Annotated in this window: 14 protein-coding genes; 2 read left to right on the top strand and 12 right to left on the bottom strand. The window is 61.2% G+C overall.

Annotated features, from left to right (window positions below; all coding sequences use genetic code 11):
• Positions 1 to 18: 18 nt before the first annotated feature.
• From odhB to DWU98_RS13775, 4 genes are all read right to left on the bottom strand, one after another.
• Positions 19 to 1,221, bottom strand: a complete 1,203-nt coding sequence (gene odhB / locus DWU98_RS13790) for a 2-oxoglutarate dehydrogenase complex dihydrolipoyllysine-residue succinyltransferase (protein WP_115496137.1) — start codon at positions 1,219 to 1,221, stop codon at positions 19 to 21.
• Positions 1,222 to 1,238: 17 nt separating this feature from the next.
• Positions 1,239 to 4,085, bottom strand: a complete 2,847-nt coding sequence (locus DWU98_RS13785) for a 2-oxoglutarate dehydrogenase E1 component (RefSeq protein WP_115496136.1) — start codon at positions 4,083 to 4,085, stop codon at positions 1,239 to 1,241.
• A 239-nt stretch (positions 4,086 to 4,324) separates the two neighbouring features.
• Positions 4,325 to 4,843: a DUF7931 domain-containing protein gene (locus tag DWU98_RS13780; protein WP_230474851.1), complete on the bottom strand. Its 519-nt coding sequence runs from the start codon at positions 4,841 to 4,843 to the stop codon at positions 4,325 to 4,327.
• The gene (locus tag DWU98_RS13775; protein ID WP_115496135.1) at positions 4,840 to 6,051 is read right to left on the bottom strand and encodes a cupin domain-containing protein; all 1,212 of its coding nucleotides are present in this window, start codon (positions 6,049 to 6,051) and stop codon (positions 4,840 to 4,842) included. The genes DWU98_RS13780 and DWU98_RS13775 overlap by 4 nt, the downstream gene beginning before the upstream one ends.
• 162 nt (positions 6,052 to 6,213) lie before the next feature.
• Between DWU98_RS13775 and DWU98_RS13770 the strand changes: the two genes are divergently transcribed.
• Positions 6,214 to 6,777, top strand: a complete 564-nt coding sequence (locus tag DWU98_RS13770) for a hypothetical protein (protein ID WP_115496134.1) — start codon at positions 6,214 to 6,216, stop codon at positions 6,775 to 6,777.
• A gap of 28 nt (positions 6,778 to 6,805) precedes the next feature.
• Here DWU98_RS13770 and DWU98_RS13765 read toward each other — a convergent pair whose 3' ends face one another.
• Complete coding sequence (locus tag DWU98_RS13765) at positions 6,806 to 7,555, bottom strand: sulfite exporter TauE/SafE family protein (RefSeq protein ID WP_115496133.1); 750 nt, start codon at positions 7,553 to 7,555, stop codon at positions 6,806 to 6,808.
• A gap of 66 nt (positions 7,556 to 7,621) precedes the next feature.
• A complete protein-coding gene (purB, locus tag DWU98_RS13760) occupies positions 7,622 to 8,989 on the bottom strand; it encodes an adenylosuccinate lyase (RefSeq protein ID WP_115496132.1) in 1,368 nt (455 codons plus the stop codon).
• Between the two features lie 102 nt (positions 8,990 to 9,091).
• Here purB and DWU98_RS13755 point away from each other — a divergent pair, with 102 nt between their 5' ends.
• A complete protein-coding gene (locus DWU98_RS13755) occupies positions 9,092 to 10,480 on the top strand; it encodes a class II fumarate hydratase (protein WP_115496131.1) in 1,389 nt (462 codons plus the stop codon).
• An 85-nt stretch (positions 10,481 to 10,565) separates the two neighbouring features.
• On the opposite strand, the gene DWU98_RS13750 is transcribed toward DWU98_RS13755, so the two are convergent.
• The 6 genes from DWU98_RS13750 to DWU98_RS13725 are packed head-to-tail and all read right to left on the bottom strand — an operon-like array spanning position 10,566 to position 14,492.
• Positions 10,566 to 11,102, bottom strand: coding sequence for a hypothetical protein (locus DWU98_RS13750; RefSeq protein ID WP_147293324.1), 537 nt, complete (start codon positions 11,100 to 11,102; stop codon positions 10,566 to 10,568).
• A 14-nt stretch (positions 11,103 to 11,116) separates the two neighbouring features.
• Positions 11,117 to 11,722, bottom strand: a complete 606-nt coding sequence (locus DWU98_RS13745) for a hypothetical protein (RefSeq protein ID WP_115496129.1) — start codon at positions 11,720 to 11,722, stop codon at positions 11,117 to 11,119.
• 4 nt (positions 11,723 to 11,726) lie between these two features.
• Positions 11,727 to 12,254 carry a YggN family protein gene (locus DWU98_RS13740; RefSeq protein WP_115496128.1) on the bottom strand — a complete coding sequence of 176 codons (528 nt, stop codon included), beginning with the start codon at positions 12,252 to 12,254 and terminating at the stop codon, positions 11,727 to 11,729.
• Between the two features lie 47 nt (positions 12,255 to 12,301).
• Positions 12,302 to 13,267 (bottom strand): ABC-2 transporter permease, encoded by a 966-nt coding sequence (locus DWU98_RS13735; protein WP_115496127.1) that lies wholly within the window; start codon positions 13,265 to 13,267, stop codon positions 12,302 to 12,304.
• Positions 13,264 to 14,121, bottom strand: a complete 858-nt coding sequence (locus DWU98_RS13730) for an ABC transporter ATP-binding protein (RefSeq protein ID WP_115496126.1) — start codon at positions 14,119 to 14,121, stop codon at positions 13,264 to 13,266. The genes DWU98_RS13735 and DWU98_RS13730 overlap by 4 nt, the downstream gene beginning before the upstream one ends.
• Entirely contained in the window at positions 14,118 to 14,492 is a 375-nt protein-coding gene (locus DWU98_RS13725) for a GntR family transcriptional regulator (protein ID WP_115496125.1), read from the bottom strand. Before DWU98_RS13725 ends, DWU98_RS13730 begins: the two co-directional genes overlap by 4 nt.
• Between the last annotated feature and the right edge of the window lie 3 nt (positions 14,493 to 14,495).

Raw genomic sequence — 14,495 nt, 5'->3', positions numbered from 1 at the left:
CTCGCCCAGATCACGGCATTACATGCCCAGCAGCATGCGCTGCGGATTCTCGAGCTGATTCTTGATGTCGACCAGGAAAAGCACCGCGTCCTTGCCGTCGATGATGCGGTGATCATAGGAGATCGCCAGATACATCATCGGGGCGGCGATCACTTGGCCGTTCTCGACGATCGCACGCTCCTTGATGGTGTGCATGCCAAGAATCGCGCTCTGCGGCGGGTTGACGATCGGTGTCGACAGCAGCGAGCCAAACGTTCCGCCGTTGGTGACGGTGAACGTACCGCCTTGCAGATCGTCGAGGCCCAGCTTGCCTTCACGTGCTTTCTTGGCGTAGTTGGCGATGCCGCGCTCGACGTCGGCGAAGCTCATGTTCTGCACGTCGCGCAGTACCGGCGTCACCAGGCCCTTCTCGGTAGCCACGGCGATGGAGATGTCCTGATAGCCGTGATAGATGATGTCGTTGCCGTCGACGGAGGCATTGACGATCGGATAACGCTTCAGCGCTTCGGCGGCAGCCTTCACGAAGAAGCTCATGAAGCCGAGCTTCACACCGTTGGCTTTTTCGAACTGCTCGCCCAGCGTCTTGCGCATCTTGGACACTTCGGCGAGGTTCACTTCGTTGAACGAAGTGAGCATCGCGATGGAGTTCTTCGACTGCATCAGGCGCTCGGCGATGCGGGCGCGGATGCGCGTCATCGGCACACGCTCTTCCGGACGCGAACCCGGCGTCGGCGCCGCGGCCGGTGCAGCGGCTGCGGGAGCGCCACCCTTGCCGTAGTTGACCAGGTCTTCCTTGGTGACGCGGCCATCGCGACCGGTGCCGGCGACCTTGGACGGATCGATGTTCTGTTCGGTGGCCACGCGCAGGCCGGCCGGGGAAAGATCCGACGTACCCGCTGCGGCAGCCTTCGGAGCGGCCGGTGCCGGCGCTGCAGCAGCCGGAGCGGGGGCTGCGGCGGCAGGCGCAGGTGCCGCGGCCACGGCGCCTTCTTCGATCACTGCGATCACCTGCTGGCTGTTCACGGTGTCGCCGACCTGGAACTTCAGTTCCTTCAGCACGCCGTCGACCGGTGCGGGCACTTCCAGCACGACCTTGTCGGTTTCCAGATCGACCAGATTTTCGTCGCGCTTCACGGCATCGCCGGCTTTCTTGTGCCAGGTGGCAATGGTGGCGTCGGACACGGACTCGGGCAGAACGGGGACTTTGACTTCAATAGACATGGCTAATCCTTGGACATTTATTCTGCTGAGTGATCGGGGCCAACGGGCGCGACCAGCGCCTGCTCAACCAGCGCGGCCTGTTCGGCGATGTGATCGTTGAGGTGACCGGCGGCAGGCGCGGGTGAACGCGCGCGACCGGCATAGGAAAGACTCTGCTTGCTGCCGACGCACGCCTGCAGATGATGGCGGATCTGGAACCACGCGCCTTGGTTCATCGGCTCTTCCTGGCACCAGATCACTTCCTTGGCGGAAGGATACTTTTCCAGTTCGGCCGTCACTTCCGGACGCGGGAACGGATAGAGCTGCTCCACGCGCACGATCGCTACATCGGCGATGCCACGCTTTTCAGCTTCTTCCAGCAGGTCGTAATAGACCTTGCCCGAACACAGCACCACGCGCTTGACCTTCTTCGCCGGCAGATCGCGATGCTCGCCGATTACCAGCTGGAAGCTGCCATTGGCCAATTCGTCGAGCGTGGACACAGCCAGCTTGTGACGCAGCAGCGACTTGGGCGTCATCACGATCAGCGGCTTGCGCACCGGACGCAGCATCTGGCGGCGGATCATGTGGAAATCCTGCGCCGGGGTGGTGGGCACGCAGACCTGCATGTTTTCCAGCGCGCACATCTGCAGGAAGCGCTCCAGGCGTGCGGAAGAGTGCTCCGGGCCCGCGCCTTCGTAACCATGCGGCAGGAACAACGCCAGACCGCACAGGCGATCCCACTTGGCTTCGCCGGAACTAATGAACTGATCGATCACCACCTGCGCGCCATTGGCGAAGTCGCCGAACTGACCTTCCCAGATGTTGAGCGTGTAGGGATCGGTGGTCGCGTGGCCGTATTCGAAGGCCATCACGGCCTCTTCGCTGAGTAGCGAGTCGATTACTTCGACGTTGGCATCCGCGCGCAGGTTGGCCAGCGGCATATAGGTGCGGCCGTCTTTCTGATCGTGCAGCACAGCATGGCGATGGAAGAACGTACCGCGACCGGCGTCTTGCCCGACCAGGCGCAGGTTGTGGCCTTCGTCGATCAATGTGGCGTATGCGAGATTTTCGGCAAAGCCCCAATCGCCCGGCAGTTCGCCGCTGGTCATCTTGCGGCGGTCGTCATAGATCTTGGCCACGCGCGATTGCAGCGTCACGTCGTTGGGAATGGTGAGGATGCGGTTGGCCAGCTCGACCAGCTTGTCTTTGGCGATGCCGGTTTTTACCTGCGTCGCGAGCTTCTTGCCGATGAATTGGCTCCAATCCACTTCCACGTCTTTGGTCAGCGACGGGTGCAGATCGGTCATCGCGGCGCCGGCTTCGAGACGGTCGCGGTAGGCGTCGAACTGCTTCTGCGCATCGCCGTCCGCGAGCAGGCCTTCCTTTACCAGCTGTTGCGCGTAAAGTTCGCGCGCAGGCGGACGCTTGCGGATGATCTGGTACATCACCGGCTGCGTGGCCGCCGGTTCGTCCGCTTCGTTGTGACCGTGGCGGCGGTAGCACACCAGATCGATCATCACGTCCTTGCGGAACTGCTTGCGGAATTCGTAAGCCAGGCGGGTGACCTGGATCACCGCTTCCGGATCGTCGCCATTCACATGGAACACCGGCGCGGTGACCATCTTGGCCAGATCGGTGCAATACAGCGTGGAACGGGCGTCCTGCGGATTGGACGTGGTGAAGCCCACCTGGTTGTTCACCACAATGTGCAGTGTGCCGCCGATCTTGAAGCCGCGCGCCTGCGACATGTTGAACAATTCCATGTTCACGCCCTGGCCTGCGAGCGCGGCGTCGCCATGGATCAGCACCGCCAGCGATTGCGTGCGCTCGGTATCCTTGCGGCGAATCTGGCGTGCATGCACGGAACCGGCGACCACGGGATTGACGATTTCAAGATGTGACGGATTGAACGCCAGCGCCACATGCACACCGCCCTTGGGTGTGCGCACGTCGGCGGAGAAGCCAAGATGGTACTTGACGTCGCCGGAGTGGGCCGGATCGTCTTCGGCGTGTTCGAACTTGCCTTCGAATTCGTTGAACAGCGTCTTCGGCGGCTTGCCGAGGATGTTCACCAGCACGTTGAGGCGGCCACGATGGGCCATCCCGATGACCAGGTCCTTGATGCCGTTGTCGCCTGCGGCGCGCACCACGTCGTCGAGCATCGGGATCAGGCTGTCGCCACCTTCCAACGAGAAGCGCTTCTGGCCGACGTACTTGGTGTGCAGGTAGCGCTCCAGGCCATCTGCGGCAGTGAGGCCGTCCAGTACCCGCTGCTTGGCGCCCTTGTCGAGACCGGCGTTGCCGTTGGCCTGCTCGAGGCGGCTGTAGATCCAGTTACGCTGCGCGTGGTCGGAGATGTACATGAACTCCGCGCCGACCGTATTCGTGTAGACGCGCTTCAGGCGTGAGAACAGTTCGCGCAGTTTCATACGCTGGCCGCCGCCAGCGAAGTTGCCGCAGTCGAATTCGGTATCCAGATCGGCGTCGGACAGGCCGTGGAAGCCCAGGGTCAAGTCTGGCGCTTCCATCTTATGCGCCAGGCCCAGCGGGTCCAGGTTGGCGGCCAGATGGCCGCGCGAGCGGTAGGCCGTCAGCAGACGCAGCACGCCTGCCTGTTTGCGCGCGTGCTCGTCGCTGACGGGGGCCGCCGCCGCTGCGCCGTTGGGGCGCTGCTTTTGCGCGGCCTCTATACGCGCAATGGCCGCGGTGTGGGACACGTCCCCCGACTCGCGGCCTTTGAAGGTCTTGAAGTAGGTATTCCACTCGGCTGGTACCGATTCAGGGTCGGCAAGCCAGGTTTCGTACAACGATTCAACGTAATCGGCGTTGCCGCCTGCGAGTTGGGAGGACTCGGAAAACTCGCGGATCAGGTTTGTGCTCACGTCACCACCGGCAGGGAAGGGAAGCCTCAGCGGACCGGCGTGTCGTAGGCCCGGTTCGCTGGCGAAAAATCCTGTTAATTATAGCCTGTCGATTCCGCAGCGCGGCAAGCCGACGCAGAGCGGCGCCGGCATTGCCGGTTCAGGCATCAGACCAGTCAGGACAACGACTTGAACGGGGCAACGGCCAACGCGGAGGGGAAACCCGCAGGCCTCCCCTGGATGGGTATTCAGCGCGCGGTTTACAAGCCTAGCGGCTGCAAACCGCTGGCCGGCTGGGCGCGTTCCCAGATTTGTTCGAATTTCAGCAACAGGGGCGCGTGTCCCGGGCCGTCGCGCAGGGCGGCCCGGCCTTCCCAGCGATCGGCGTCGGGAAGCAGCAGGTAGCCGCTGGTGTCATTGAGCATCCAGGCGCTGGCGACCTCGTTCGTGTTCTGGTCCTCCTCGATGGGCGTGCGGATGCGCAGCACGCTCGGCAAGCGCTGGGCGAGGTCGATCAGACGATGTCCCTCACGCAACGCGGTGTCCGGATCGCCCAGCACCACGCGGATCTCCGCACCACGACCGGAGATGCCAATGCGGCGCAGCTCGGCAAGCTCTTCAGATGTACTGAACGCGGTAGCCGGCAAGTTGGGCAGATAGATAGCGAGTTTGTAGCGGGTGGCCTGGAGCAATTGCAGGCGCACATCGGCGACGGCGCCGGGGCCGCTAACCGCGTGAACGCCATCGTTTTGTTCTTGCGAAGTAATGGGTGTATTCATCGGCGGCGCTCGCGAATGCGTCGAAGGATCAGATGCCCATCATTGATCAATGCCAACAGCAGCGCATGGGCATCGGCGGTCAGATCGAAGGGTGGCGACAAGGTACGTTCCGCACACACGCGCATGGCCCATGTGGCAGGTGCCGGGTACGCATGGCCATTCGCGTACAGCATGCATTGCTTGCCGATCCGCGCCCACGCCATGCGCGACCATGGATGGCGCAGCATTGAATAGCCCTCTCCCAATTGTTTGCGCACAGCCGCCTCGCTAAGCGGCTTGCTGGGTGCCATCGGTGTCTGCGCAGTGCGATAACGCGTGATGAAGCGGCCGAACCAGTCCGCGAGCATGGTGTCATCCAACGTTGCGGCAAATGGCACGGCGGCACGCAGGCGTTGCAAGGCTGCCTTGTCGATTTCGCCCGCGTGTTTGGCTGGCGCGAGATCGGCGTCGCCGTAACGCCGTTCTTCTGGCAGATACTCGGCAAGATAATCGGCGAGGTCACCTACCAGTTCCGCTTGCGAAGGTGCGCGCATGCCGATGGAAAACGTCATGCACGGGCCACCGAACGCAATGCCGTCATGTGGAACGCCTGGCGGCAGGTAAAGCATGTCGCCGGGGTCGAGCAGCCACTCGTGCGTCGGCGCAAAGTGCCGTAGCTGCTTGAGTTCGACATCGCTGCGGAAATCCTTCGGCGCATCCGGATCCGTGCTGATCGCCCAATGGCGCTGACCGAATCCTTGCAGCAGAAACACGTCGTAATGATCGACATGCGCGCCGACGCCGCCGCCGGGTTCGGCGTAGGAGATCATCACATCGTCCACGCGCCAGCTAGGCAGGAACTGAAAGTGGTCGAGCAGGGCGGCGACGTCCATATCCCACTTATCCACGTCCTGCACCAGCAAGGTCCAGTTGGTATCGCCCGTGCTGGCGAAATCGCCTTCGCTCAGCGGACCGCTTTTTACGCGCCATCGCTCGCGATGGGCATCATGTTGGATGAGGCGCGCGAGTGCGCCTTCCTCACACGCCAGGCCGGCCAGATCGTCCGGTTGAATGGGCGGCTGGAAATCCGGAAAGGCATTGCGGATCAACAGCGGGAGCTTTTGCCAGTAATCGCGCAGGAATTGCGTTGGCGTCATGCCAAGCGGCAGCCGGGAGGTGCCGCGCACTTCAATCGGCAGCGGCTTGCGGGAAGGGTGAGCGGGCGTCATAGGCAAGCATTGTATGGAATCCGCCTTGCGAGAAGCGTAGCCTCGGCCATCACAATCCATCGGGCCTTGGGCGGGAAGGGGCCAAACCGGGAGGCGAGCGTGGCTGTGGCGACATCGGCGGTACCGAGGTTCCTTGTGTCGTTGATCATGGGCGTGGCATGTATGACGGCGCTAGCCGGGCCGGCCCTGGCAACGGACGAAACGCACGCGTCCGCAGCTCCGGATACTGCTGCGGTATTCGCCCAGCCACAGCGCGACGGTTCCCACGATTTCGATTTCCTCATCGGGGATTGGAAAGCCCATGTTCGACGCCTGCCGGACCGCCTGGTCGGCTCACACACGTGGGTGGAATACAACGGCATTTCCAATCATCACAAGCTGCTGGACACCAACGCGAACTTCGAGCAGTTCGAAGTCACCAGCACCGATGGGAAGCAGCACCTCAAGGCGCAGACGCTGCGCATGTACAACCCGCAGACCCATCAATGGATCATCTACGGGCTGGATCTGGACAACGGTGAACTCGATCCTGCGGCGCCCGTGATCGGGGCGTTCCACGGCAAGCGTGGCGAGTTCTATAACCAGATCATGCTCAAGGGGCGGCCGATCCTCGTGCGCTGGATGTGGCTGGACATCTCGCCGCATGCCGCGCGGATGGAGCAATCGTTTTCGCCGGACGGCGGCCGCAGCTGGGAAGTGAATTGGATCTGCGAGCTATCCCGTTAGGGAGGCTCCGACCTATCACCGGGGGGTGCTATCGCAACAGCCGGTAAAAGTTGTAGATGCCCAGCGCCAGCACGGTAAGTCCGGCCATCAACGTGCAAACGCGGGACGGCAACCGCCGCACCAGCCATGCGCCGAAGGGTGCGGCAATCACGCCGCCGAGAATCAGGCCCAGCACCACGTGCAGCTTGCTTTCACCAATGCTGAGCAGAAAAGTGATGCTAGCTGCGAGGCTTACAATGCACTTGGCCAGATGCACGCTGCCGATCACCATGCGCGGCTCCTGTCCGCGCGCCACCATCGTGGTGACGGTGAGCGCACTCCACCCGCCACCGCCCGCGGCATCGAGCACGCCGGCGACGAAACCCAGCACGCGGGTACCGCGCGGCACGTCCGTACGGCGATCCTTGCGCCGCATGGTGCGAAAGACCAGGAACAGGCCCATCGCCAATAGATAAGGCGTGAGGAAATAGCGGATCCAGATCGATGGCATATGCGCCAGCGCCGTCGCCCCGACCACTGCGCCGATAACGCCCGGTATGACCAGTGCCCAAAACAAGCGCCGCTGCACATTGCCGGCCCACCAATGGCTGATACCCGATGCGCCGCACGTGAACGTTTCCGCGTAATGCACACTGGCACTCGCCAGCGCCGGTGCCATGCCCATCCCCAGCAGCATGCCCGCAGATGTCACGCCATAGGCCATGCCCAGTGCGCCATCCACCAATTGGGCGAGCGCACCGATACCGGTGAAGAGCAGGAATTCTGAGAGTGGCGCCATGATGCTCGTTCGGACCGGGCAGGGTGCATCATGACAAATGCACCGTGAATTGTCCGGTCCGGCAACTTAGATCGCGCGGGCCAGATCGGTGGCAAGGCCCGTGTAAGTGCCGGGCGTGAGTTCAAGCAGCCGCTGCTTGGCATCGTCGGGCAGCGCAAGGCCGTTGATGAACTGACGCATGGATTCGCGCGTGATGCCCTGACCGCGCGTCAGTGCCTTGAGCTGCTCATACGGCTCAGGCAAGCCGTAGCGACGCATCACGGTCTGCACGGCTTCGGCCAGCACTTCCCAGCTGGCGTCCAGGTCAGCAGCGAGCCGGTCAGCATTCACGTTCAACTTGCCGAGGCCCTTCTGCAACGATTCCAGCGCCACCAGCATGTGGCCGAACGCGGTGCCGAGTGCGCGCAGCACGGTGGAGTCGGTGAGGTCGCGCTGCCAGCGGCTGATGGGCAGTTTCTCGGCAAAATGGCCGAGCAATGCATTGGCGAGGCCGAAATTGCCTTCGGCATTTTCGAAATCGATCGGGTTGACCTTATGCGGCATGGTGGACGAACCCACTTCACCCGCCTTCAACGCCTGCTTGAAATAACCGAGCGAAATGTAGCCCCACACGTCGCGTGCCAGATCGATCAGGATGATGTTGGCGCGGCGCGCGACATCGCAATATTCGGCCACGCCGTCATGCGGTTCGATCTGCGTGGTGTAGGCGTTGTAATCCAGACCCAGGCTGCTGACGAAACGCTGCGAGAACGCACGCCACTCCACGTCCGGGTACGCCACGGCATGTGCGTTGTAGTTGCCTACCGCGCCGTTGATCTTGCCGGGAATAGCCACGGCCGCCAGCTGCGTACGCTGGCGCTCCAGTCGCGCGACCACGTTGGCCAGCTCCTTGCCGAGCGTGCTGGGTGAAGCGGTTTGTCCATGCGTGCGCGAGAGCATTGGCAGATCGGCGTTGGCGTGCGCAAGTCCGCGCAGTGTGGCGATGATCTTGTCCAGCCACGGCAGCAGCACATGCATGCGTGCATCGCGCAGCATCAGCGCGTACGAGAGATTGTTGATGTCTTCGCTGGTGCAGGCGAAATGGACGAACTCTTTGGCCTGCGCAAGGGTTTCATCGTTGCCGATGCGTTCCTTGATGAAATATTCGATCGCCTTCACGTCATGATTGGTGATGGCTTCGATCGTCTTGATGCGTGCGCCATCTTCAAGGCTGAAGTCGGCCGCAATGGCCTTGAGCTTGGCCGACTGCTCGGCGGTGAAGGGCGGCAGTTCGACGATGCCTTTTTCGCCGGCCAATGCCAGCAGCCATTCGACTTCCACATGCACGCGGCGATGCATCAGGCCGAATTCGCTGAAGATCGAACGCAGCGCCTCCGTTTTGCCGGCATAGCGGCCGTCCAGCGGAGAAAGGGCAGTGAGGGCGTGAGTGGACATCGGGCGACGCTTCCAGGGGATCAGAACGGCCTATTTTACATTGCTCCGCCGCTAACGTTCGCGGGCTTATAGTCTGCCGATCCCATCGAACGAGGCACGACCATGGCCGGTTTTCGCATCGAGCATGACAGCATGGGCGAGTTGAAGGTGCCCGCCAACGCGCTGTATGGCGCGCAAACCCAGCGTGCGATCGACAATTTCCCCATTTCCGGACTGCACCTGCCGCGTGCGTTTATCCGCGCACTGGGGCTGGTCAAGGCCGCCGCCGCGGAGGCCAACCTGGCGCTGGGATATCTGAAGAAAGGGCAGGCGAGCGCCATCCGCAAGGCGGCACTGGCAGTGGCGGAGGGGCAGCACGACGCGCAGTTTCCCATCGACATCTTCCAGACGGGCTCGGGCACCAGTACCAATATGAACGCCAACGAGGTGATTGCGCATCTGGCCACTAAGGCCGGTGCCAAAGTGCATCCGAACGATCACGTGAATTACGGACAGAGCTCCAATGACGTGATTCCCACCACGATCCACGTCAGCGCAACCTTGACCGCGCACCAGCAACTGCTGCCAGCGTTGAAGCATCTCAGGCGTGCCATTGACCGGCGCGCGCGCGAATTGCGCAACGTACCCAAGACCGGCCGTACGCATCTGATGGATGCCATGCCAGTCACGTTCGGCCAGGAGCTATCGGGTTGGTCGGCGCAGATTGACGCGTCCATGGCGCGCATCGAAGACAGCCTCAAGCGCATGCGGCAGTTGCCGCTTGGCGGTACGGCGGTGGGTACGGGTATCAATGCCGATCCCAAATTTGGGCCGGCCGTGGCGCGCGAGCTGAAGAAACTCACCGATGTGCGTTTCGATTCGGCGCCCAATTATTTTGAAGGCATGGCGGCGCAGGATGCCGCGGTGGAGCTTTCTGGCCAGCTCAAGACGCTCGCGGTGGCGTTGATGAAGATCGCCAACGACCTGCGCTGGATGAATTCCGGTCCGCTGGCGGGTCTGGGCGAAATCGAATTGCCGGCGCTGCAACCTGGTTCATCCATCATGCCGGGCAAGGTCAATCCGGTGATTCCTGAAGCGACGGCCATGGTGGCCGCGCAAGTGATCGGCAACGATGCCGCCATCACGGTGGCAGGCCAATCGGGCAATTTTCAACTCAACGTGATGCTGCCACTCATTGCCTACAACTTGCTGCAATCCATTCACATTCTGGCCAACGTATCGCGACTGCTGGCCGATAAAGCCATCGCCGGGTTCCGTGTGAACAGCGAGCGTGTGAATGAGGCTCTCGCGATGAACCCCATCTTGGTGACTGCTTTGAATCCGGTAATCGGTTACGAAAAGGGCGCAGCGATCGCCAAACAGGCCTACAAAGAAAAACGCCCCATCATGGATGTGGCGCTGGAGAAATCAGGCTTGTCCAAGGACGAATTGGAGAAACTGCTCGACCCGCGTGCATTGACCAAAGGTGGCGTTCACGGCGGTGGTGGTTGATGCCGCCACATCCCCAGGGTTGTCATTTCCGCGAAAGCGGGTGTGGCGTCACGTGAAAATGGGTGCAGCACGGTGGCTGTACGTGTCAGTCCGTTGATTTCTCGTTGGTGTCTTCTTTGCACTCATTGACGTCGCTGACACTTATGATTTGACCGTATGGCTTGAAAGCAGGCAGCTGTGCGGCAAGCTGATCTTGCACGCTCTTCATGCTCGCCTTGTCCTGGCACATTTTTCCGGCAAGCGTTTTTATTTGCGCGGTGCCTGCTTCGGCATCCTGGTCCTTCTCGGCCTTGGATTTGCCGTTGAGCGAATCCTTTAGTTCCTTGGCGCCGATGCCCGCGCCGATTTTGCCCATGTCCAGGCCGGTCTGATGCACGTCCAGAACAGACTGCACGTACAGCATCAACAGACCGCGCTCGGAAGAGGTGACGGCCACCGGCTTGCCATCGATCTGCAGGGCGCCGCCCGCGTCGATAAGTGCGTCCGGTTTGCCATCGACGTGCAGGGTAACCACATTGTCCTTGAGCGTGATAGCACCATCCATCATGGACGTATCGTTGGTATTGCAGGCACTGACGGCGGCGCATAGCGCGATCAGCGTTATGGTCTGTCGATAGTTCATGGCGCGCCCCTTCATCATTCCTGTGAGTCCTTGGTGCATTCGTCGATGTCATCATCGCCCACGACAGCGCCATATGGCTTGAAGGCGGGCAGGCTGGTGGCGAGTTGATCCTGGCTCTGCTTGGTGAGGCGAAGGTCCTGGCAGATCTTTGCGGCGTCCGCTTTCACCAGCGAGGTTTTGGCGTCGATGTCGTGTTGAATCTCGCTGGGGTGGCCGCTCGCAAGACGTTTCAGCACGCTTTTTGCAGCTTGCTCGCCCACCGCGACCCCCGCTTTGCCCGTCGCAATGGCGTCGCTGCGGATCGTCAGGGCATTGCTGTAGTACGTTTTGAGCAATGTGCGTGAGGCAGCGTCGACGGTAACCGGGCGCTGATCAATCTCAAGGTCACCGTTGCCATGGATAACCGCGTCGGGTGCATTGCCGGTGTGGACCGTCACATGATCCTGAGCGAACTGGATACTGCCATGGCTCAGATCAGTCATGTCGCTGTCGATCGAGGTGATATGACCGCCCGACTGAATGATGGTGATCTCGTGCGGGTCGGAGTGGTTGCAGCCGGCAAGCATGCCGCACAAGGCCATGATGGCGGTCGCCAAACAACGCGTGCTGATGCTGTTCATGTGATTAATCCTTATCGTCCTTGATGCATTCGTCGACGCTTCGCGTATCGAAAATTGCACCATAAGGCTTGAATGCGGGCATCTGTGCGACGAGTTGATTCTGGATCGTCGTCAGGTTGGCTTCGTCCTGGCAAAGCGTGTGCGAGAGCTGATCGGCTTGTGCGGATGCATTGCTGCCCAGTTGCTTTTTCTGGCTGGGATCAAGTGAGCCATTGAGCGAATGCTTGACGGCTTCCTTGGCCGCCACCGCCACCGCCTTGCCCATGGCGGTACTGCGTTCGCGGGCGTCTTCCACGCCCTGGTAATAAAGCATCAGCAGGCCGCGCTGCGAGGGCGTGATGGATACCGGCTTGCCATCGATACTCAAGTCGCCGGAGGAGCCGATCGATGCATCCGGCGTACCGCTGACGTGCAGCGTCAGCAGATTGCCGGTCATCAACACTTTGCCGTTCTGGAAGTAGAAGTCGGGCATGTTGCAGGCTGCTACGGAAGTGCATAAGGCCAGCAGCAGGATGGTCCTTTGATGCTTCATGACATCTCCCCCGAAGTCATTGACCGTACGTTCCCAGGCCAGACGTTTCAGCTATCGTCGCGCCAGCGGCGGAACCATACAGCACCGGCCAGCATGGCGATGCCCGCCACCGCACCGATCCAGATGTCCGGCGTAGCCAGTGCAGCGTAGGAACTGGACAGTTCGGCGAGGTGACCGATGTTATCCGGATTTTCGCCCAGCTGGCGGGCGGCCGTATCATGCAGCCAGCCGCCGGGGAACACGCTCAGCAAGACGCGGCCTGCGATGTGGCTCCAATACCACCCGCTGCGTAGATCAGCCGAACCGAGCAGGTTGAACCAGCTGATCACCACGCCGATGGCCACCGGAATCACCACTGCCCACAGGAACGGCTTGCTCTTGGCCCAGGCCGAGCAGAGCATCAGCCAGCCCACGGTAGGCAAAGCCCACAGCAGGTAGACCGGAATGCTGCCGATCAGGAACGACATCACTTGGAACGGATGCGCCAGAGTGAGCAGCGTCCACATGCTCACGCCATGGAACGACAGCGTGATGGTGAACAACAGCAACATGGCGATGCCGGTGAGTACGCCGCAGATCACCACGATGATGGGCGCGATCAGCACGGCTGCGATCACTTTGGAAAGCACCGTGGATGAGTCGGCAATCGGCAGCGATTTCCAGAACAGCATGCTGCGATCGCGCCGGTCGTCATAAAGCGAGCCCAGGCAATAGAAGAACACCACGAAGGCAAACACCACGCTGATCAAGAAGCTCGATGACAACATGGCCAAGTCCAGGGCTTGCCCGACTTTTTCCGTTTGATGGGCATCAAGCGAGGCGAGCGCTGTGGCGATGTCCTGGTGATTCATTCCGCCGATGTTGATGCCATGGCGAAAACCCAGTACTTCGCCTGTGATGATGCCCATCACGTTCAATAGCAAAAATACGATGCCCGTGATCACCGGCGCCCAGATGAAGCCGCCGCGGTGTTCCCAGAATTCGCGTTTGACGAGCCAATAGAGCGTGTTCATGCGTAGGTCCCTTTCATGGTGGCGACGAACAGGTCGCTGACCGATGGCCGGCGGATTTCACCCAGGGCCTTGAGCTGCGCCTGATCGACACCGTCGAACAGGAAGATGCTTTTGCCGAAGACTTGGCGTTCGTCCAGTGGTTTGAGCTGGCGCGCCGTAGCGGCCATGTCCCCATTCACCAGCACCTCGGCGAAGCGCTCGCCCATGGCTTCCATGTCGGTATTGAGCACGATCTTGCCATCACGGATGAACATCAAATCGGTGAGGATATGTTCGATTTCCTCGACTTGATGCGTGGTGACGATGATCGTCTTGTTCTCGTCGAAATAGTCTTCAAGCAAGTTCTGGTAGAACTGCTTGCGATACAGAATGTCCAGACCCAGGGTGGGTTCGTCCAGCACCAGCAGCTTGGCATCGATCGCCATGACCAGCGCAAGATGCAACTGCACGATCATGCCTTTGGACATCTGCTTTACGCGCTGATCGGGCGTGAGCTTGGTGCGTGCGAGGAAGGCTTCGCACTTGGCGCGGTTGAAACGCGGATGAATGTTGGCGACGAAATCGATCGCCTCACGTACGCGGATCCAGCGCGGCAGCACGGCGACGTCGGCGATGAAACACACTTCTTCCATCAACTTGTCGCGCTGGCTGCGCGGGTCCAGCCCCAATACGTTGAGCTGTCCTTGAAAGTCGGTAAGACCCAGGATGGCTTTCAGCGCCGTCGTCTTGCCCGCGCCATTGGGGCCGATCAAGCCCACGATGCGGCCGGGGGGGATCTGGAAGCTGACGTTGTCCAGTGCAAGCGTGTTTTTGTAGCGCTTGCTCAGTCCGCTGGCGGTGACGACCGCGTTCATGATTGGTCCTCCCCATCCGTCTGTGCTTCGCGCATCAGGGTTTTCAGATCCAGCCCCAGGCGCTGCAAGCGTGCATACAGTGCGGGCCACTCTTCGCGCAGAAAGCGCTCGCGCTCGGATTTAAGCAGCGCCTCGCGCGCTCCATCGGTAACGAACATGCCCAACCCCCTCCTTTTTTCCACTAGTTGGTCGTCGACCAGTTCCTGGTACGCCTTGGACACGGTGAGCGGATTGATTTGGAAATCCGCGGCCACCTGGCGTACTGACGGCAGCGGGTCGCCCTCGTTCAAGGCGCCGTCCAGGATCATCGCCACTACGCGTTCGCGTAGTTGGCGATAGATCGGGACGCTGTCGTTCCAGGTAATGGACATGAA

Origin of the sequence: Dyella monticola (assembly GCF_003363155.1) — a bacterium.
GTDB lineage: Bacteria > Pseudomonadota > Gammaproteobacteria > Xanthomonadales > Rhodanobacteraceae > Dyella_B > Dyella_B monticola.
This window is presented reverse-complemented; position numbering and strand designations above follow the sequence as displayed.